This is a genomic window from Dorea sp. 210702-DFI.3.125 (assembly GCF_020560945.1).
GTDB lineage: Bacteria > Bacillota > Clostridia > Lachnospirales > Lachnospiraceae > Dorea > Dorea formicigenerans.
On sequence record NZ_JAJCNF010000021.1, the window covers coordinates 19,885 to 39,305 of the forward strand.

The 19,421-nt window shown below is 39.0% G+C and carries 20 protein-coding genes and 1 pseudogene; 8 read left to right on the forward strand and 13 right to left on the reverse strand.

Annotation, left to right across the window (positions count from 1 at the left end; translation table 11 throughout):
* Entirely contained in the window at positions 1-210 is a 210-nt protein-coding gene (locus LI164_RS10570) for a helix-turn-helix transcriptional regulator (protein WP_002587820.1), read from the reverse strand.
* Positions 211-396: 186 nt separating this feature from the next.
* Entirely contained in the window at positions 397-612 is a 216-nt protein-coding gene (locus tag LI164_RS10575) for a hypothetical protein (RefSeq protein ID WP_227087117.1), read from the reverse strand.
* A 520-nt stretch (positions 613-1,132) separates the two neighbouring features.
* On the opposite strand from LI164_RS10575, the gene LI164_RS10580 reads away from it, so the two are divergent.
* From LI164_RS10580 to LI164_RS10615, 7 genes and pseudogenes are all read left to right on the forward strand, one after another.
* Positions 1,133-1,888, forward strand: coding sequence for a hypothetical protein (locus LI164_RS10580; RefSeq protein WP_040015611.1), 756 nt, complete (start codon positions 1,133-1,135; stop codon positions 1,886-1,888).
* Between the two features lie 642 nt (positions 1,889-2,530).
* Positions 2,531-3,499, forward strand: a complete 969-nt coding sequence (locus LI164_RS10585) for a hypothetical protein (RefSeq protein ID WP_055065838.1) — start codon at positions 2,531-2,533, stop codon at positions 3,497-3,499.
* Positions 3,500-3,664: 165 nt separating this feature from the next.
* Positions 3,665-3,997, forward strand: a pseudogene (locus tag LI164_RS16505) (Cro/Cl family transcriptional regulator); the annotation flags it as partial.
* Entirely contained in the window at positions 3,980-4,816 is an 837-nt protein-coding gene (locus tag LI164_RS15940) for a replication initiation factor domain-containing protein (protein WP_369123548.1), read from the forward strand. The pseudogene LI164_RS16505 and the gene LI164_RS15940, both read left to right, overlap by 18 nt.
* A 107-nt stretch (positions 4,817-4,923) precedes the next feature.
* Positions 4,924-5,448 (forward strand): DUF5104 domain-containing protein, encoded by a 525-nt coding sequence (locus LI164_RS10605; RefSeq protein WP_055065934.1) that lies wholly within the window; start codon positions 4,924-4,926, stop codon positions 5,446-5,448.
* A gap of 1,266 nt (positions 5,449-6,714) precedes the next feature.
* On the forward strand, positions 6,715-6,915 hold the full coding sequence (locus tag LI164_RS10610; protein ID WP_055065933.1) for an excisionase: 201 nt from the start codon (positions 6,715-6,717) through the stop codon (positions 6,913-6,915).
* A gap of 78 nt (positions 6,916-6,993) precedes the next feature.
* Complete coding sequence (locus LI164_RS10615) at positions 6,994-8,181, forward strand: site-specific integrase (protein WP_117865373.1); 1,188 nt, start codon at positions 6,994-6,996, stop codon at positions 8,179-8,181.
* Between the two features lie 212 nt (positions 8,182-8,393).
* Here the strand turns inward: LI164_RS10615 and LI164_RS10620 are convergent, their stop codons facing one another.
* Complete coding sequence (locus tag LI164_RS10620) at positions 8,394-8,729, reverse strand: helix-turn-helix domain-containing protein (RefSeq protein WP_055215124.1); 336 nt, start codon at positions 8,727-8,729, stop codon at positions 8,394-8,396.
* Positions 8,730-8,954: 225 nt separating this feature from the next.
* On the opposite strand from LI164_RS10620, the gene LI164_RS10625 reads away from it, so the two are divergent.
* Positions 8,955-9,407: a hypothetical protein gene (locus tag LI164_RS10625; RefSeq protein ID WP_008118497.1), complete on the forward strand. Its 453-nt coding sequence runs from the start codon at positions 8,955-8,957 to the stop codon at positions 9,405-9,407.
* 64 nt (positions 9,408-9,471) lie between these two features.
* Here LI164_RS10625 and LI164_RS10630 read toward each other — a convergent pair whose 3' ends face one another.
* The 10 genes from LI164_RS10630 to LI164_RS10675 all read right to left on the reverse strand — a co-directional run bounded on the left by LI164_RS10630 (position 9,472) and on the right by LI164_RS10675 (position 19,415).
* The gene (locus LI164_RS10630) at positions 9,472-11,175 is read right to left on the reverse strand and encodes a lysozyme family protein (protein ID WP_147556571.1); all 1,704 of its coding nucleotides are present in this window, start codon (positions 11,173-11,175) and stop codon (positions 9,472-9,474) included.
* A gap of 39 nt (positions 11,176-11,214) precedes the next feature.
* Entirely contained in the window at positions 11,215-11,982 is a 768-nt protein-coding gene (gene srtB, locus LI164_RS10635; RefSeq protein ID WP_055291071.1) for a class B sortase, read from the reverse strand.
* A 6-nt stretch (positions 11,983-11,988) separates the two neighbouring features.
* Complete coding sequence (locus LI164_RS10640; RefSeq protein ID WP_002594682.1) at positions 11,989-12,390, reverse strand: DUF6075 family protein; 402 nt, start codon at positions 12,388-12,390, stop codon at positions 11,989-11,991.
* Between the two features lie 13 nt (positions 12,391-12,403).
* Positions 12,404-14,734 carry a VirB4-like conjugal transfer ATPase, CD1110 family gene (locus LI164_RS10645; protein WP_055062744.1) on the reverse strand — a complete coding sequence of 777 codons (2,331 nt, stop codon included), beginning with the start codon at positions 14,732-14,734 and terminating at the stop codon, positions 12,404-12,406.
* Positions 14,727-15,092, reverse strand: coding sequence for a PrgI family protein (locus LI164_RS10650; protein ID WP_023920514.1), 366 nt, complete (start codon positions 15,090-15,092; stop codon positions 14,727-14,729). Before LI164_RS10650 ends, LI164_RS10645 begins: the two co-directional genes overlap by 8 nt.
* Positions 15,093-15,227: 135 nt before the next feature.
* Positions 15,228-16,064, reverse strand: a complete 837-nt coding sequence (locus LI164_RS10655) for a hypothetical protein (RefSeq protein ID WP_002594677.1) — start codon at positions 16,062-16,064, stop codon at positions 15,228-15,230.
* Positions 16,065-16,137: 73 nt separating this feature from the next.
* On the reverse strand, positions 16,138-16,500 hold the full coding sequence (locus tag LI164_RS10660) for a glutamyl-tRNA amidotransferase (RefSeq protein ID WP_195956032.1): 363 nt from the start codon (positions 16,498-16,500) through the stop codon (positions 16,138-16,140).
* A 19-nt stretch (positions 16,501-16,519) separates the two neighbouring features.
* Positions 16,520-18,328: a VirD4-like conjugal transfer protein, CD1115 family gene (locus tag LI164_RS10665; RefSeq protein ID WP_227081529.1), complete on the reverse strand. Its 1,809-nt coding sequence runs from the start codon at positions 18,326-18,328 to the stop codon at positions 16,520-16,522.
* Positions 18,315-18,518, reverse strand: a complete 204-nt coding sequence (locus tag LI164_RS10670) for a hypothetical protein (RefSeq protein WP_008789327.1) — start codon at positions 18,516-18,518, stop codon at positions 18,315-18,317. The genes LI164_RS10665 and LI164_RS10670 overlap by 14 nt, the downstream gene beginning before the upstream one ends.
* Positions 18,519-18,530: 12 nt before the next feature.
* A complete protein-coding gene (locus LI164_RS10675) occupies positions 18,531-19,415 on the reverse strand; it encodes a hypothetical protein (RefSeq protein WP_008789326.1) in 885 nt (294 codons plus the stop codon).
* Positions 19,416-19,421: the final 6 nt, after the last annotated feature.

Consider the following 19,421-nt stretch of genomic DNA (forward strand, 5'->3'; position numbering starts at 1 on the left):
TTAATCTTCGTCTAAAATAACTTCGCATATATCTCCGATGTCACAATGAAACACCTGACATATCCTCATCAGTACTTCAAGAGATACTGGCTCATTCTTATTTATCTTCGTTGCAGCGTATGATGTAATTTCGGCTGCACGCATTAAATCCTGTCTTTTCATTTGATTGTCAATCATAAGTTTTTGAAGTTTGTTATAGCATATCTTCATCAGTAACACCTCTTCATCTTATAATTCTTCTTCGTTACAGTTAACCATTTAACATTATATATTAAATTTTCAGGCATTTCAAGATTTCGAACAGAAATGTAACCTTTCAGACACTAAGGTGTCGCTTTTTACAAACACCTAATACGACTCTTTTAAAGAATAATAAAAAAGAGATGCCGAAGCACCTCAATTATACATTCTATTATTAACATTCAATGCAATCATTGCTATGACCTTTTCTATCGGCGGCTCTTTTCCGTCCGGTGCAACTGCTTTCCAAAAAGCGATTGCTTCCGGTTCATCACTTTTCATTGCTTCCCGAATGGCAAACTGCATTTCCTCTTTTACTGCTTTTTCGGTTGTTCCATTTTCTTTCGCTATTTTTCTGAAAATGTCGTTCACTTCTACTTCCTCCTATGTCTATTAGTATGTGTCTATCACTGATAGTTGTTGTTATAGCATATTCTCTCTGTCGAAGTCCCGAAAAATTTGTCGATAGCAGAAATTTTTTATACTGAAAAAGAGTAAAAATCGAATTATCCGCATAAACACAGGGATTTTAAGCAATATGAAACAAAAAATAAAAGAATTTTACCACTAATTTACTACGAATGAAAGAACCTTGATACGACAGAGAAAACAGCATAAATAAAGGCAAAATTGGCATTTCATACAGAATATGAGATGTCTTTTTTGTTGCTGTAATACAGTATAACTATTCTTTTTCTGCTTGATTATTAATCATTTTTTAGGACATGAATTGTCAAGAGCTTGTTGCGTAGCAATGTTTACACTCTTGATAATTTATGGAATAAAAAATATTCTGACAGATACTAGAAAAGTGATGACTACTCAATTTTCTAATGATATAATATGATAAATAATAATAGATAAACTTGAAGTGATTAAGGAAGTGTATGCCATGAAAAAATTTTTGAAAATAATGTTAATCATAATTGGAGCGATTTCTTTGATTTTTGTAGCTCTGATAGGGATTGGGTTATTTGTTGATGTTGAATATGATGACCATATTGAAAATGGTCGTTATACTTATGTTCCGGAAGAAGAAAATAAAGATAATGAATACGTGGAATTTACGATAAATGATTATGATAAAAATAATGCCAAGCTTGTATATTATGACACGATTGAAGAAGCTATTCAACTTTCCACTTTGAATGCTGAAAATGAGGAACTTTCGGTTCCTGCTGATTTTCTTAATCATGTTGATGAAACCTTGCATATATGGCAAGGCAAAAAATATGATACGATTTTCTATCGGGCTGGAAATGATAACGATGATATTCAAGGCTTAGTAATGGCTCGTTGTAAAAAGCAGATACAGAATGGGCATACACAATACGCATTTATAAATGCTACACCGGTTACAACGAAACGAGATAGAATTTTGTTAGATGATATTACAGAGCTTATTCACTCTTCTTTGAAATTAAGTGATTTCCAACAAGACTTAAACCCCGATTATCCAAGCAAGCGTTTTGTTTACGGCTATGCACATGATAAAGAAATCTATTCATTGGAAGTAGAAGGACAAAAACCGGACGGTGTAATTGAAATCAATGTATATGACAGAGTCATGTATCTATGGTATTACAATGACTTACAAAGTAACAAAAGAGGTGACTGTTTAAGCTATTCGGTAGATGTACCTAAATAAAATGACATTTTTACATAATACTATATTATTAGTTAGGCAGACGGAGTGATCCAGACACGGTGGCAGGAAAATCTTTCAGATTTTTCTGCCATGTCTTGCAAGTGGCTGGTTTACTTCGTCTGTGAGCGAGCCTGTGGCGAGCGAAGATTAAGCCCCCGTTATCTAACAAGGGGGGCACAAAAAACAAAAGACACTATACACTAACAGGCGGAAAACGCTGTATTTACAAGGCAAAACCGCATTTTATAAGATGTGATATAAAAAGTATCTATTTCACAAAAGAAAAACAATAAATTTAAACATTATAATATTTTAATTTTTGTGGTAATGATATGCAAACTTTTTAGGAGGGAAGATATGGATTGTAAAATGACTGATATTATTGCTATTATTTCAAGTATCATTGCTATTGGTTATTCAATTTATTCCATAATTACTAAAAGTTATATTCGTCAATACAACCTTGAAAAATTTGAACATTTTTCTTTAAATCAGAAGAAAGTTTGTATTGTTTTCAATTTTATTATGACACTTATAATTGGGATAAGTGGGGTGTATATATTGCTATTATACTTATTCTAATGGGATTGAAAGCATTTATGTAGCAAATAGCAAAATTTTATAAGTGAAACGAGGTACTCTATGGAAAAAAAGGAACTTATCAAACTATATTTACAAAATGTGGATAAAATGTTTGGATATGCCAACATGAACGCATATATTGATGAGCGATTAAAGAAGTATACGAAATACTGTCAAAGTAAAAAGCCAGAAGAACAGATTATTATATGGCTGAAATTATTGCATGAAAATTTCGGAAAAAAGATTGTTTATTTAGGAAGTTACTTAGCATTACAAGAAAAGGATATGAGCTATTTAAATAATGCGTTCAATTCGGCAGTAACATGGGGACAACTCACAATAACAAACAGCGGTTGCGACCATTCCATTCACGCTTGGAATATTTTACCACATATATTCTGTGCAAACCGCTTTCGTGACATTGAAAAAATATTTCCAAAAGAAAACGGACTTAGTAAGAATGGGTTAAAGTCTGCATGCAGTATCACAAATTTAGTGATGTATCTGTATTATCAAGAACCTATGTGGAAACAATATGTGATTGATGAAAGTAAAGAATTTCTTCAAAATAAACATACAGCAGAAGAAAAAGCTGTGATAAACGGTTTCCTTGCACTAATAGAAAAAAATTGGGAAAAATTCTCATTGGAATTGGCTAATCTCTGTAAAGCACATAGAAAATCAAAAGATTATGGAGAAAATCCATTTACAAGAAAAATTTCCTTTTTTGCATTTGGATTGTATAACTTTGCAAGATACTTGTATAGAGAAGAAGTTAAAAATATTACACTTCCTCAAAATGAATTTTTATTTGAGGATTTTAGAATTTATCAAGAAAGCACTAGTTGTCAAATAGGACAACCGTTTTGCATTTTTGAAGAACCGTTATTATTGTTGAATGATTTTGAAAAAATTGATTTACCGATTATGTATTTAACAGCAGGTAAAAAAAGAGTTTTGGATATTGAAAATTATAGGCAAGAAGTGGTAAAGAAAATACAAGCACTTCATAGCAATCAGAGCAGTTAGTCTTAGGATTGACTGCTTTTTCTATACGGATTTTTAATGATAGGCAATTATCAGTAAATGGTAGTTGCCTTTTTTGATTGGAGGAATTAAAGAATGAATGATAAAAACTTTATTGAAGAATTAAGACAAAAGCGTGAGGAATACGGAGTAACACAAACAAGGCTTGCTGTTGCTTGTGGTATCAGCCGTGAATATTACAACCGCATTGAAAAAGGGAAACAGCCATTGAATGACGAATTAAAAGGAGTCATAGAAAAACAGATTGAGCGTTTCAATCCACAAGAACCACTATTCCTGTTGATTGATTACTTCCGTGTTCGCTTTCCTACTACGGACGCATTGGCGATTATCCGTGATGTATTACAACTAAAACCCGATTATATGCTTTATGAAGATTATGGAAAATACGGATATGAAAGCAAATATGTTTTAGGCGACATCAATGTCATGTGTTCCATGCAAGAGCATTTAGGTGTTTTATTGGAACTGAAAGGCAGAGGCTGTCGTCAAATGGAAAGTTATCTATTGGCACAGGAACGCTCATGGTATGACTTCATGCTTGATTGTTTAACGGCAGGTGGTAAGATGAAACGGCTTGACTTGGCAATCAATGATAAAGCAGGAATATTGGATATTCCAAAGTTAAAGGAAAAATACAAGGCTGGCGAATGTATCTCCTACTTTCGTATGCAGAAAGATTACAGCGGTACGGAAAAATGTGGTAGCGATTTACCAAAGAATACAGGAGAAACCTTATATCTCGGTTCAACAAGCAGTGAATTATATATGTGTGCTTATCAGAAAAATTATGAGCAGTATGTCAAGAATAGCATAGAAGTTGAAGATACGGAGATTAAGAACCGCTTTGAAATACGCATGAAGAATGAACGAGCCTATTATGCGGTTGTAGATTTACTGACTTATCGGGACGCTGAACGCACTGCTTTTTCTATCATCAATCATTATGTCCGCTTTGTTGACAGAGAGGACGACAAGCCAAAAAATCAATGGAAAACAAATGATGATTGGGCATGGTTTGTAGGGGAAAACAGAGAACCGATACGCTTAACTACAAAGCCAGAACCTTATACTTTACAAAAAGCGTTGCATTGGTTACAAAGACAGGTTGCACCAACCATAAAAATGGTACAGGCATTAGACAGAGAAAATCATACAACGATACTAAAAGATATGATTGAACAGGCAGAACTTAAAGACAAGCATAAACACTTATTACAATTAGAAAAATCAACCATAGAAGAACGAATAGATACCGCTATTCCACAAGAGAATGACGATGTTTTAGAAAAGCAATAATTTATTTTATGGAGAAAGTTAAAGACAAGTTTAAAGCTAAATGCTACAATGTAAATATAGGTTATATAGATATAAAATATTTAAGTATTAAATGAGGTATAAATAATATGAAACAAATAATATTTATTTTTTGTATGATATTGATGTTAAGTTTCTGTGGGTGTACGAATGTTGGCTCAAATAGAAATGAGTATATGTCTAATTGGTTTAAATCGGAACAAGAAATATCAGATAATATGATGAAACAAATTATAGATTTATACAATGAAGGCAATGTAAAAGAATTTGAAAAATTGTTTTCACAAAACAGTAAAAAAGACATAGAGGATATAAATAAACAAATTTCTTCTTTCTTCGAATTTATTGATGGAGATATACAAGAATATTCTGGTGATTGTGCATCATCTAGTGAAAATAATAATGGAAATAAACGAATTGAATTAGACGGAATGTATCATATATCAACTTCTAAAAATGAATATTATTTGAATTTTTATATGGTCTATAAAGCTGATGATGTTCCCTCAGATATAGGACTATCCAAAATTGAAATTGCGACTGAACAAACTGTAAACAGGGAAAACTTTATGTGGGATACATCAGAAAACGGAATATTTGTCGTGCGGGAATAAACATAGAATGATATGTTTGAAAGATAAACCAAAACAAAGTTGTGACACATACTTCCTCCTACTTTTTGTTTTTTAGCCATTTAGTTTAATCTGTTTTAATGAGTTATAAATAGAGATACCGTTATTTAAAAGAAAGAATAACGGTATTTTTTAATGCAATGGAAATTTTCAGATTTAGTCAACAAAGAGCTTTTTTCATTCCCTATGTTTATTAAAAGAAGAAAAACAAATTTTTTACAGAAATCTGCAACAAAACAGCTACTTGCGTACAGATATGGTGCGAGAAAAGGAAATCTAACTATTTTTGAAATGGGGTCATAAAATTTTTACTCGGTGTACAGACACGAAGATTAAAAAGAAATTGAAATTATTTTGAAAAATCTGCAACAAAACAAGGTTTCTATTCCTTATATGGAGTGAAGTTGAGGAAATCTAAACTTTTTTTGAAAATAGGTCATTAAATTTTGGCTTGCTGTCCCTATATGAAGTGAAAGACGAAAAAAGTTTTGAAAAAAATGTCGGAAAATCGAGTTAAGCGGACAGTATTATGCAGAAAGAGGAAATCACACTTTATTTCTTGATTTGTATTCAAACAGGCATTAGCTGTTGAGTGTTGATGCGGAAAGAGAAAATTATTTTATCCTCAACTTAACAATTTAAGGTTTCCGTTCCCTATATGGCGTAGAAAGAAAAAAGTTTAAGAAATGTGATACAAATAACGCTATTCTGTCCTGATATGGAGTGAAGAAAATATTTCATTCTATTGTTGGCAGTAACAGTATGGTTTGGGTAGTTAGGGTGTGAAAAGAAAAATAATCTTTTTTCATCACCAGCTTAACAAATGGACGTTTGCTATACAGATAGTAGTGAAAAAAGAAAAAATGTTTGAATTTTGGTTACATTTCCTCTCTTTTCCAACGCGGTATATAGGAGAGATGATTTTCTTCTTTCGTGTTCTTTGACAACTGAATAAAGCAGTCTGATACATTAGACAGACAGCGAGCCGTTGGAGCTGATACGCCATGACCTTTTCCCTTTAAAGCGAGCGGAAACTGTCAGCGTCCATGTAAAAGATTTATCCTCTTTTATCGCCATGACCTGTCCTGTCTGATAATGATACTCCCGTACAGCCACAGCTTGAGCGTTCAGAGCGTCGCACGCAATGGGTACGGCTACATAAGAACTATGCAGAGGTGGAACTCCTGTGGGCTATGATAAAAGCCGTCAGACTGTTTAAAAATCAAAAAAGAAAGGAGGTGCAGTTTTATGTATGATTTAAATACACCATTATGGGAACGCTACCTTATGACGATTGAGGAAGCGTCCAGTTATTTCCGTATCGGAGAGAACAAACTCCGCCGTATTGCAAGTGAATATAAAGACGAGTGTGTTGTGATGAACGGAAACCGTATGCTGATTAAGAAAAAGAAATTTGAACATATGATTGATAAATTGGAAGAAATCTAATGCAAAAGAGCTTTGTGCATGATATGATACTTATATGTCGTAACAAGGCTCTTTCAGTTTTGAAAGGAGTTTTGAAAGATGTCAGAAAAAAGACGGGATAACAAAGGTCGCATTTTAAGGACTGGAGAGAGCCAAAGGGCAGACGGCAGATATATGTATAAATATGTTAATCGTGCAGGCGAAACAAAGGTTGTGTATTCATGGAAACTGGTGGCTACGGACAGAGTACCGAAAGGAAAGCGTGATGATTTATCTCTTAGGGAAAAGGAACGGGAGATACAGCGTGATTTAGAGGACGGAATAGACACCAAAGGAAAGAAAATGACATTGTGTGAACTATATGCCAAAAAGACGGCACAGAGAATCAATGTCAAGAAGAATACACTAGCAGGGCGAAAATATCTCATGGACGCATTGAAACAGGACAAGCTGGGTTCACGAAGCATAGACAGCATTAAACCGTCAGACGCAAAAGAATGGGCGGTCAGAATGAAAGAAAAGGGCTACGGCTTCAAAACCATTAGTAACTATAAGCGTTCCTTAAAGGCTTCTTTCTATATGGCAATCGAGGACGATTATGTAAGGAAGAACCCTTTTGATTTTCAGTTAAGCGAGGTTATTGATGATGACAGCGAAAGCAGACAGGCATTGAGTGAGGAACAGGAAGAAAAACTGCTGTCCTTTCTCCAGTATGATACGGTGTATCAGAAATATTATGATGATGTGCTGATACTGTTAAAAACAGGCTTACGAATATCTGAATTGTGTGGACTTACTGTACAGGACTTAGATTTTGAAAATCATACACTCAATATCAACCACCAGTTATTACGCAATCAAGAGGGATATTATATAGAAACGCCAAAAACAAAGTGTGGCATACGAAAAGTTCCTATGAGCGAAGAAGCAGGAAAAGCATTTCAAAGAGTGTTGAAACGCAAAAAAACTGGAAAAGGGATTGTAATTGACGGTTACCGCAATTTCCTGTTTCTTAATCAGAAAGGTATGCCTATGACAGCTTGTTACTATACTTCTACATTGAGAAATATAGTAAAGAAATACAATAAGTACCATGATGAACCCTTACCGAAGATAACCCCGCATATATTAAGACATACGTTTTGTACACGATTAGCACAGAAAAACATGAACCCAAAGAACCTGCAATACATTATGGGACATTCCAGCATAATGATAACGCTGAACCTGTACGCCCATGCTTCACAGACAGGAGCAAACATGGAAATGCGAAGTCTGATAGCCTAGTAATTTACTACGAAATTTACTACGATAAAAAGACAAGATATGCAGATTTATGAGTGGTTATAAGAAGTATCTGCCAAAAAGAAAACACCGATAAAGCCTGTAAAATAGGGATATATCGGTGTTATAAGAACTTATGAAAAGATAATTAGAAATTTATTTTATGTTTAATGATAAAAAAAGAAAGCTCGTCGATTAGGACGAACTTCTGTGTTTTATGGAAGTATTTGCTTTGACTGCTTCACAAGTGTATCTATGACTTCATAAATTCTGTTTCTATCTTCAGGAACAAGTTTTTCAAGCTTCTCATTCAGCATTGAGTTCTTGACTGTATATCCCGTTTCCAGAACATCTGTAAGAACCATATCCGATGATACACCTAAAGCATTTACTATCTTTATGAAAGTTTCGAGTGACGGAATTTTCTCTCCACGCTCAACCATACCAATATAATTTGTTGTCAAATCTGTTTTCTCAGCCAAATCTTCTTGGCGTAATTTCCTCGCAAGTCGGAACTTTCTTATATTCTTGCCGATTGTATCGAGCTTCATCACATCACCTCCCTTAGTGTGTTTCCATAACTAATAGTATAGGTTAAGTCGATTTCAAATCACACGCACCCAAAGGAAGTCAAACCAACTATTAGTGATGATTCCCAACTATTTTTATGTTATACTATAAAAGTAGTAATTCACGATTGTTAATGGCGAAAGACAAATCACAACCCAAGAGCCAAGTTAAACAATCTCCATAGAATAAACTTAGGGGTAAAAGGAATGGACGAACAAAAGATAATATTCAGTAATCGGTTTGAAAAAGAGAAATTTGAGGATTACAAAACAGATTTGGGAACTGGCAACACAATCACTCCTGACTTTACGGAAGCTGATGATTTTTTAAAATTTATACAGAAGAACCGCAGAAGTGTTCCAAGTAAAGAGCGAATTGCTGACAAGGATAAATTTATCAAAACCGTTTACGAACTATCCAATAGCTTTGAAATTGACGCTGACCTGATAGAATTTGCCGAGGGATATATCGCCAACATCTATGTAGATTATGCCTGCTACACTGGATATATCAAGAAGCTGTTAGCAATTCTTTTTATCCTTGCCGATGATATTTCCTTTTTAGACGGCAGTAAAGAAAATGCCGATATGCTTTTTAGCTTCACTTATCACACACACCATATTTTCCTGAATAACAGAGAAACAACTGATTTCTCATAATGTACCCGATGGCTACTCAACTGAGCAGCCATCTTTTCAATTTTCCAGACACCGTCTGGAATTTTTAATATGCCGGAATACCGTATCCATAGATATTGCTGCTTCCGACTGCGTACTGTCTTTGCTTGCAGGCGTCGCCTGAGTTGCCCTCTACGGTATAAACTGTGCCATTCTCACACTTCTCTACGATACCAACGTGGTCTGTTGTACCGTCACCTTCCCAATCAAAGAAGATAATATCTCCTACCTTTGGTTCATAAGTGCGGTCTTGCCATTTTCCATTTGACTTAAACCAGTTTGCACCATCCACGCAACCTGCAAATTTCGGAACAAGTCCGCTTTCAATATACCCGCATTGGTCAGCACACCAAGATACGAAGCAGGCACACCATTCCACTCGACTATTAAAGCCGTACCAGCTCCAGTAAGGTTGTCCGCCCTGATTGCCTAACTGTGTCAAGGCAACCTCAACAATCGCCTGATTACCTCCGGCAGTAAAGGCTCGCCCATACGGATAGTATCTCAGAACGTGAGCCGGATATTGGGTATCTCCATAACTGTCCCAACCAAGCCTTTGTGCCTGCTGAGTGGAAAACTCCACTGCATTGGCATAAGAATAACCGCCGTAATTCGTTTTTGCCCAAGAAATATACCCATTACCGAAGTTGTAGCCTTGCAAGGCAAGTTTGATATGCTCCATATCTATCGGACTTTCCACTTCTGCCGAAGTAAGAGCCGCTTTCAATTCCTGAACTCCACACTGGATAGAATATTCAGGGTCTTTAATTCCATTAGGTTCGTGCGGATACCTTGTATTGAAACTTCCCTCTGCTGCCTGCATAGGGTCAAGTCCTCTGCCGCCGCTTTCCTGCATCATAACCGCCTTGATAAGTTCTACATACTCAGGAATGCCGTACTCTTTGGCATACTTCTGTATGATGGGTTCATAGGCTTCTACCTCTGCACTTACCGGAGTATAGGAATTACTGTCACTTCCTCCTCCAAACATTGCTACGGCAGCACCAAACAGCACGACAATCATAATAATCAGAACCGCTATCCAACCGCCTGCGGCGATTGCTGCTACAAGTGCTTTTGTCCCTGCAATAATCGCTTTGACTGTCGCAACAGTAGCTTTCGCTGTGGCTTTAACGGTATCTGCTGTGGCTTTCGCCGCTTTCTTTGCCGTCTGAGCCGCTTTCTGTGTTGCTTTGGCTGTTGTTTTTGCTGTTTTCTGTGCTATAATGGCAGCTTCTTTGGTGGTCTTAATAGAAGTCTTTGCCGTTTGTTCTGCGGTCTTGACCGACCTCTGAACAGTATTGGTTGCACCTTTCGATACGGTCTTGACTGTCGTATTTCCTGCCGACCTTGCAGACTGTTTAATTGTTTTCTCCGTACGCTCCAGAGTTCGGATGCTCTGTTTTCCGACAGGATTGACCGATTGTTTCTGAAGCTGTTTCTCTGCACGCTTGGTCTTGAAATTCTCAATTCCCGTTTTGGCTTTCTGATAATTCTGCCTTGTTTCACGCACACCCCATCTGCCGACTTTATCCGCACGGTATGCAGTTTCGTGAACAGCCCTATCCGTTGCCGCTTCGATTTTATCGGAAGCATATTCCTCTGCGGAATTTTCCGAAGCATTGGTGGAATGTTCTGCCTTATCTTTCGTCATCACATAGGCTTTCTTCATTCGCTCCGTGGCAACTGCTGCCTTATTTATGGTCTTGATTGTACCTTTGCTTGTATCTCTTGTTTTTATATCAGCCATCGGTTTCCTCCTTTCTCGAAAAATAATAGAGAGTGGGGTTTAATCCACTCTCTTAGCGACAACAACAAGCCTGCCATTGTTTCTTGAATATTCACAAGTAGAAAGAGAAATCAGCTTGTCGCCATATTCTGCCGATACTCCGGTATCATACAAAGAAAGTTCCTTGCACTTAGCAACATACGCATCAAACTCTGCCGCATTTTCTGCGTCCGTAAACTCATAATACTTAAAGCTATCGGAGCTGTCTGTATAAACGACTGTCTTAAAGACTGCAATCACTTCATACTGGTGTCTGTCCGTCAGTGTATCAAAGGTAATCGTCTTATGACCTTCCCAAAAGCTCTTGTTTCTGTACTTCATCAGTCCCGTAAACATCGAGCCGTCATTCATATGGTGTCCGTATATAATGATGTTGTCTGAAGGTTTCTGCACATCACAATTTTCCTGCACATATGGACAGCCATAAGCGGAATAGGTCTTATCAAACTTGTGCTTCAGGTAGAAGTTCGGCTCATTTACAGACTGCACGACCGGATAGTTGATATTGGTATCCTCAACCTTTATCCAACCCACCATATCCTCATTCTGCCGATAGAGTTCAAGATATTCCGCAAGATAGTCCTTATCTTCCGAAAACGTCACGCCCTCATTTTCCTTTGGCGGCTCGTCCTCCACAATCTCCGCAAGGTTATCATAGACTTCATTCTGCTTGGCAGAGTCAATGTGATTACGGATAATAAAGAAGGTGCTTACAGACAACACTACCGTAAACACCATCGCAATAATAATATAGATTTTTCTGCTCATTTTCTCTTACCTTTCCATATCATTTCTCTTAGGTGGAGTCAAATCTCTGCAATACTCCGGATACCTCAACTTGATACCCTCCATAAAATATGGAGCATATCCGCAACAGAACAGTTCCTCCGGTGTATAGAGATTTTCCCTGCCTTCTTCCGTAAATCCATTCCAGAGATTAAAGGCAAGGTGGCAGACCTTGACTGTGCCACTTGTCTGCCAACCGCCGTGCATACCTTCCGGTATGATGCAATCCCTCTTAAAATCAAACATCTTTCCGATGTTCATTCTTGTTTCTTCTGAAATACCCATCACATAGAAAAATGCTCTGTGATAGCAGTCGTTGACTTTGCACTTATCCAGATTTTCCAATACAAAATCTCTGTGTGCAGCATTGCGAAATTGAATCTTAGACATTGTAAATCCCTCCTTATGCTTCGCCTGGTTTGGTTGTCATCAGTTTATAAAGTTTCGTGTTCTTAGGGAATTTGTTTGCAAACGGTACAAGCGAACTTCCCACCTTGATAAGTCCGTGTCCTGCTTCCACATTCGTGATATAGGACATCTGGAGGTCAGAAATATTCAGAAGTTTTGCAAGCTCAAGCCTGTCTGTGGAAGCCTGATTCAGCATAATGATGAACTCTGAGTTTGCAAGCATTGTTCTCGCTGTGTGGCTCTGCAAAAGGTCATCGACATTCTGAGTGATTCCACTTGCGTATGCACCGTATTTTCTCACACGCTTCCACAAGGTAAAGAGGAAGTTTGCAGAGTATTCGTGCTGGAACAGAAGATAAATCTCATCAATGAAGATAAAGGTGTTCTTACCCTTTGCACGGTTCTGTGTGATACGGTTCAGGATAGAGTCAAGGACAACAAGCATACCAATCGGCATAAGCTGTTTACCCAAATCAAGAATGTCATAGCAGATAAGGCGATTATTGGTATCCACATTCGTCTGCTTTGCAAAGGTATTCAGAGAACCGTGTGTGAAAAGTTCAATGGCAAGTGCCAGTTCCTTTGCTTCCGGTTCGTCCTGCTGCAAAAGTTCTGCCCTGAAATCCTGCAAGGTCGGTATATGTCCCTGATAGTCATTCTGCTGATAACTGCGATACACGCTTGCCGTGCAACGGTCAATGATAGACTTCTGCTTCGCTCCGAGATTTGTTCCTCCGATAAGCTGTTCACAAAGGGACATAATAAACTCGGATTTCAAAATGACAGGGTTTGCACCGTCGCCGTAATCCTTATTCATATCCATTGCATTGATGTGATTGTCGGAAGTAGCAGAAATATTGATTACTTCTCCGCCCATCGCATTGACAAGCTGTGAATACTCTCGTTCAGGGTCGATGATGATAATATCCGCATCTGAAGAAAGCACCTGATTGATGATTTCTCCCTTTGCCGCAAATGACTTACCGCCACCAGATACACCGAGAATAAAGGAGTTACCATTCAAAAGTTGCTTACGGTCTGCGATAATCATATTTTTGCTGATAACATTCTGACCGTAATAGATACCGTTCTCGTGGAAAATATCCTGCACCCTGAATGGGATAAATACCGAAAGGCTCTCTGTTGTAAGTGTTCTGAACGCATCAATCTTTCTTGTTCCAAACGGCATTACCGTGTTGAGTCCATCTACTTGCTGAAATCTCAGTGTTGCAAACTGGCAAAGATGTTTTCTTGCCGTGGTAAGCAATGCTTCCGTATCATTCTCAAGCTGTTCCTTACTGTCTGCTGTAATAACCATCGTGATAACAGCGAACATCATTCTCTGGTCACGGGTCGTAAGGTCATCGAGGAACTCTTTCATTTCTTTCTTCTGCTGCTCCATATCATACGGAACAGTTGCAGAGAAGTTATTATTGGCATTCTGCCTACGCTGCCAGTTTGTAATATTGGTTTCCACCCCAAGCAGACGGTTCTCTGCTTCCTTTACTGCTTCATCAGTCGGAACGGGAACAATATCAATGGACATCATCAGATTTCTGTTCATATCCGTAAGTTCCGCCACCATACTGTCTTTGATATAGGACGCATATTCACGAAGAAAAAGGACTCTTCCATAACGGTTTCCCATCTTGAAATAGTCCTTTTCAAATTCCATTGTGTCAGGGCAGATATAATCCTTAAAATCGTGTCCCTTTTTTCTTGTTTCCTTAATATCAAAGTGGAAAGAGCTTTCCTCTCCCACACGATAAAAGTCGTGGAAAATACGAAGTCTCTCGTCTGTTTCCAGTTCCACGCACTTACTTCCAAGTCTGCCGAAGTGAGCAATCAAATCTGCACCGACACGGGCAAAATAAGTTCTTGCGTCCTCTACACTCTTTTTATTGATGGAAATGGTAATATACTTATCCTGAACAATGGAGTTTGCACCCGTTGCCTTATCAAGAAGCATTTTGTTATATTCCTCTCGATACTCGTCCAGATTATCTCCGGTTGTCGGAATAAGGATTGTCTGTTCAAAATCCAGTCTGTTGAGCCGACGGTTATTGATTGTGATTTTTGTCGTTGCACCACTGTCAAGAGAGTTCAGAAGTTCGGAATATTCAAGGAACATCGCTTCCTTATCCTCACGGCTCGCCACTGCATAGTTAATATCCGTAAAGCGGTAGGTCTTTGAATATTTATCCTTTCCCACTTTGAAAATGCCATCATCAAAGATAGCTGCCACGGGAATCACGTCCTGCACCCCTTTCGGTACAACAAATTTTTCTTTATCCTGCTTAAACAAATTTGTAAGAGTCTTAATCATTTGACTTCAATACCTCCTTCTGCTTCTGTTCAATGCTTGGCTTCATCAGTTCGTAATAAACATTGGTGGAGTGAAATACCAGCTTCTTCGGCATTAAAAACTCCGATTTTATCCACGCATAGATTGCTTTCTCTGCGGTCATACCGTTGTACTTCACAAAGCCAAGTGCCGCAAACGGAGCAGCACCCAAAATGCACACCCACGATACGGTTTCCGTGCCAACATACGGTCTGAGCAAGAAATACAGTCCTACCGCAACGCCACAAGCGAGAACAGAAAAAATGAACTGTCTGAGCGACAGCCCAAAAAACATTGACTCTGTATAATTTCTGATTTCTCGGTTAATTTTTACTTCCATATCTGTTTCCTTTCCTGCGGTTTCGGTCTTTCTCCCTCACGCATTTATCATTCAGGCAAAAGACTTTGCCTTTTCGTTTACCGCCATAGTAAACGCATTTCTTACAATCTCTTTGGTTCATCTCAAAATCTCTCCTTAAAGTCCCATCATCTCTCGGATAATACGGTCAGACATTTTTACTGCACCGACAAGAACAAGCATATTAAATACCAATTCCCCGATATATGCCCACACCTGCGTAACTGCTGCTGCATCAGGATTCACTACTGGTGGCGATGAAGCAAATACGGAGAAAATAATACAAGCAAGTACAATGACTGCTCCCTCAAGCAGAACTGCACAATAGCTCTTGATAAAACTCTTGCCGACATTCTGTGTCGGTTCTCCTGCAAATGTGGAAAGCGGTATCGGTGCAAGTGCTGTGTACATATACAACTTGAAAAATCTTCCGTACACCGTCATTATCAGAATGAACGACAGCACCGTGATAAATAATCCTCCGATAAGCGTTACCGCCCACAAGGGAATACTCTCGAAAAATCCGCAGTCCTCTATGGTCGTTACCATCTCTGCGGGCAAGGTCGTCTGTTCCGGAGTTCCAAATCCGGCAGCATTCATAATGGTTGAAATTGTCCCTTGCACGATATTAAATAGTGCAAGCATAAGCTCCATTCCGTATGTGATAACACCTTTCGCCAATGCAAAACGGACAAAGAGTTTTAAAGCGTGTTCCGGTTTCTTCACATCTGTAAAACTTCCGCAGGTCTTTACCATACCTATCACAAAAAACAATACAAGTAAGGCAAGCCCGATAGCCTGAACCGCACCATTGATGTCAACGATAACCTTCCAGATATTCCCGCCCTTAAAGTTCTGCGGTGTAGTTGTGATGAGTGTCCATATTTCCGACAGTTTTTCATTCCAAGTTTCAAGGGCATTTTCAAGATTTTGAACTACCCAGTTATCACTCATTCAAAGCACCTCCTTACAATTAAGGGGTGTACCTTAACTTGGCACACCCCTCGATAACTGTGTAACTCTTATCTTAGCCTGTGATAAGAGTAAGGATTTCTTTCGCAAAAGTGATAATGACACCGCCCGCAAGAGTCAGGAATCCATTGGCTCTCTGAGAAGGGTCGTGAGATTTGAGCGAAAGACCGACCTGCACGATACCAAAGCCAAGCAAAATCATACCGATGGCACGGATAAGTCCGAAGATAAAGTCAGACAGATTGTTGACTACGGTAAGCGGGTCATTCGCTGCAAATGCAGTCGTTGTCATTCCAAGTGCCAACGCACCGACAATGACCATTGTGCAATAAGCACGGAAGCCTTTCCTAATCTTTCCGGTCATAGGCAGTTTCTTTGTTTCCTGAGTGTCAGTTGCTTTTTTCTTAAAAATAGTCATAGTTGAATACCTCCAAAATTTAATTTGTTTGATTGTTTATGAACAGAGCTTCCATCTCCTCATCGGAAAGAAGTTCCCAGTTCGTTTCTTCCATTTCCTTTTCAGGAAGTGTTGCAGGGTCAATGTCCCAAATAGCAATCGAAGCAATATCTTTTGTGACTTCTCCGTGCTTATAAGGACTTGCCTTTCCGTCTGTGGTAAGTGCCACATTCGGGTGTTTCATAATGTCATATTTGAAATCCATAATGGGTCTTTCCCCACGGATAAATAAAATAGCGTACTGATTATCGAGCATACGCACCTCATCAGGGGTAAGTAACTCTCTGCCGCTAATCTGATAGTTGGTGGAATAATTACCGCTTCTTCCGGTACTCTTTCCGAACGTGTTGGTATCAATGGTTTCCTTGCCCAACAGCTCCGACACATATTTATGGGTTGACTGCTCATTTCCACCGAGGTAAAGAAATTCATCGCAGTTACCCACAATGCTCTCCCACTGTTTTTCAAACAAGGCTTTAAGCTGTGCCAAGTTCTGCAAGATGATACTTACCGATACCCCACGGGAACGCATAACCGACAGTATCTTGTCGAAGTCGTCCGGCAGTGAAACATTGGCAAATTCGTCCATCATAAAATGAACGGGCATAGGCAGACAGCCGCCGTGGATATGGTCGGCTGCATAAAACAACTTTTGAAAGAGCTGTGTGTAAAGAATGGATACCAAAAAGTTGAAACTGGAGTCGTTATCCGGTATCAGTGCAAACAGTGCCACCTTTTTCTCTCCGAGTGACTGCAAATCCAGTTCATCGGCAGAAGTAAGAGCAGCAAGACTCTCCAAGTTAAACTTTTCAAGCCTTGCTGCAAGGGTTATCTGTATGGATTTTAATGTTTTGGAAGAACCAGAATGGTAAGAGTGGTAATACTTCAAAGCAATGTGGTCAGGATTATCTATCATCAAATCTGAAAACAGATTATCAAGCGGAGAAGGACTTGGGTCGTCCTCGTCCTCAATCGCCCCGGCTCTGAGCATTTCCATTACCATTGCAAAATTCTGTTCTTCCGGTGGTGCTTCATAATGCAGATAAAATACAAGTGCAAGCAGAAGCATTGACGCTGCCGTATCCCAAAACGGGTCATTGCTCTGTGAACCTTTTGGAGTGGTACTCTTGAAAAGATTTGTTACGAGCTTCTGCACATCATTATCGTTCTGCAAATATACAAACGGATTGTAACAATGGCTTTTCTCCATTGAAATCAAATCAAGCACACGCACTTCGTAACCTTTCTTCTCAAGAAGATGTCCCGTATCTCGCAGGATTTCCCCTTTCGGGTCTAATATCACATAGCTGTTTCTGGCAGCGTTCATAATATTAGGCTTTGCGTAAAACCTTGTCTTACCTGCACCGGAGCCACCGCACACAAGCGTATTCAGATTTCGTCTGTGCTTCTTGGCATTAAGTCCAATGCACACATTCTGAGTCATCAGCTTATTTTCTGACAGCGGCTTTTGTCGGTACTTTTTATCAATTGCTCTGACATTGCCCCATTTAGCAGAACCGTGTTCCTCTCGTCTGCGGTAATTCTTTCTTGTCGAGAAATAAATCCCGATACCCATTCCATAGCATAAAAGCAAAATGAGGACAGTTTTCAGGCTGTCCCCACATAATTTTATGGAAAATGGATTATCAAAGAGTGTCGCAAGATTGGCTGCTATCTCCGGCAGTCCTCCGCTTATGGAAGGTGCAATCAGAAGTGCCAGCCATATGACCGGAACGATACCGACAATAGATAAAATAATGGCAGTCTGCCTGTCATTATCTCGCTTCATCTGAGCGTTTCCTTTCAATTACTTTGAACTTTTTCAATGGGGCATTTCCGACTTTTACAAGCAGGTCGTCTACTGCATCTGCGGACTTGCCTTCCTCCATCAACTTTGTTTTCTCATCGTTTAAGGAGCGAATGACAACACCGTGTTCGTAATCGTCCAAAGCAATGTGGTAGAGTTTTTCTTTTTCCATATCTGCCCTCCATTATCTCTCATAGTCCTTTGAACGCTCCTGCTTCTTGCGGAACATTTCATCAGAGATATGACTGTGAATTTCTGCCATTGCATTTCGAGTCTTGGAAAGCTCCGCACGGATTTCTTTCGGCTCTTTGGAAGCCAGTCCCTCCGGAATGCGGTTAATTGCAAAATTCTGTGTATCTACGCCATACTTCTTGCAAAGCATATATCCGATACACACTGCCTGAAAGCCCATATCCCTGCGGCTGTAACTTTCGCTGTTAATGGAAAGCTGTGCGTGTCCAAGTTCCTGAGCGACACACTGAGCAACTGCTACGCTGTCGCCCACATTACGCTTCACATACAAGGTCTGCTTTTCATTATTATAGAAAGCTGCCATATTCGGATACGGAAGTTCATCGGTTGACGCAACCTCCACCGGAGATACATCAAGCATTGTCGTGATAAGTGCTTTCGGGTCACGGTTTGCTGATACTGCCGGAGCTTTTCTTCCATTTGTCTGCGTAACATCAAATACCTTTTTGACATTGTAGGAAATACCCGGAGAGCCATCTGCTCTTGTATATTCCACTGGTTCAAGAATAGAAATACTCTTTGCCCCTTTGGTAATCTTCACATTGTCCTTACCCCAATCATCAAAATCTTTAAGCTGTGTTGCCTGCGGATACTGACTGTAAATAAGGAGAGCATTTGCTGCGGAATATCTGTCCATTCGACTCTGCGTATCAAGAAAGCTCTTGAACTTCTCAGGGTCACTCACAATCTCACGGGCAGCGTCATCAATCATCTGATAGACCTTTTCTTTTTCTGCTCGCTTCTTTTCCGCATACTCCTCTTTGGATAATCTTGGCTGATTACCGCCAGCCTTTGCGGGTTTGAAATCATTTGTCATAGTGAA

Excerpts from the sequence above, each read along its gene's own strand:
- LI164_RS10675 (WP_008789326.1), bottom strand. The coding sequence starts at position 19,415 with ATGACAAATGATTTCAAACCCGCAAAGGCTGGCGGTAATCAGCCAAGA.
- LI164_RS10665 (WP_227081529.1), bottom strand. The coding sequence starts at position 18,328 with ATGAAGCGAGATAATGACAGGCAGACTGCCATTATTTTATCTATTGTC.
- LI164_RS10605 (WP_055065934.1), top strand. The coding sequence starts at position 4,924 with ATGAAACAAATAATATTTATTTTTTGTATGATATTGATGTTAAGTTTC.
- LI164_RS10655 (WP_002594677.1), bottom strand. The coding sequence starts at position 16,064 with ATGAGTGATAACTGGGTAGTTCAAAATCTTGAAAATGCCCTTGAAACT.
- LI164_RS10640 (WP_002594682.1), bottom strand. The coding sequence starts at position 12,390 with ATGTCTAAGATTCAATTTCGCAATGCTGCACACAGAGATTTTGTATTG.
- srtB (WP_055291071.1), bottom strand. The coding sequence starts at position 11,982 with ATGAGCAGAAAAATCTATATTATTATTGCGATGGTGTTTACGGTAGTG.
- LI164_RS10580 (WP_040015611.1), top strand. The coding sequence starts at position 1,133 with ATGAAAAAATTTTTGAAAATAATGTTAATCATAATTGGAGCGATTTCT.
- LI164_RS10650 (WP_023920514.1), bottom strand. The coding sequence starts at position 15,092 with ATGGAAGTAAAAATTAACCGAGAAATCAGAAATTATACAGAGTCAATG.
- LI164_RS10630 (WP_147556571.1), bottom strand. The coding sequence starts at position 11,175 with ATGGCTGATATAAAAACAAGAGATACAAGCAAAGGTACAATCAAGACC.
- LI164_RS10670 (WP_008789327.1), bottom strand. The coding sequence starts at position 18,518 with ATGGAAAAAGAAAAACTCTACCACATTGCTTTGGACGATTACGAACAC.
- LI164_RS10585 (WP_055065838.1), top strand. The coding sequence starts at position 2,531 with ATGGAAAAAAAGGAACTTATCAAACTATATTTACAAAATGTGGATAAA.
- LI164_RS10645 (WP_055062744.1), bottom strand. The coding sequence starts at position 14,734 with ATGATTAAGACTCTTACAAATTTGTTTAAGCAGGATAAAGAAAAATTT.
- LI164_RS10610 (WP_055065933.1), top strand. The coding sequence starts at position 6,715 with ATGTATGATTTAAATACACCATTATGGGAACGCTACCTTATGACGATT.
- LI164_RS10570 (WP_002587820.1), bottom strand. The coding sequence starts at position 210 with ATGAAGATATGCTATAACAAACTTCAAAAACTTATGATTGACAATCAA.
- LI164_RS10660 (WP_195956032.1), bottom strand. The coding sequence starts at position 16,500 with ATGACTATTTTTAAGAAAAAAGCAACTGACACTCAGGAAACAAAGAAA.
- LI164_RS10615 (WP_117865373.1), top strand. The coding sequence starts at position 6,994 with ATGTCAGAAAAAAGACGGGATAACAAAGGTCGCATTTTAAGGACTGGA.
- LI164_RS10625 (WP_008118497.1), top strand. The coding sequence starts at position 8,955 with ATGGACGAACAAAAGATAATATTCAGTAATCGGTTTGAAAAAGAGAAA.
- LI164_RS10620 (WP_055215124.1), bottom strand. The coding sequence starts at position 8,729 with ATGAAGCTCGATACAATCGGCAAGAATATAAGAAAGTTCCGACTTGCG.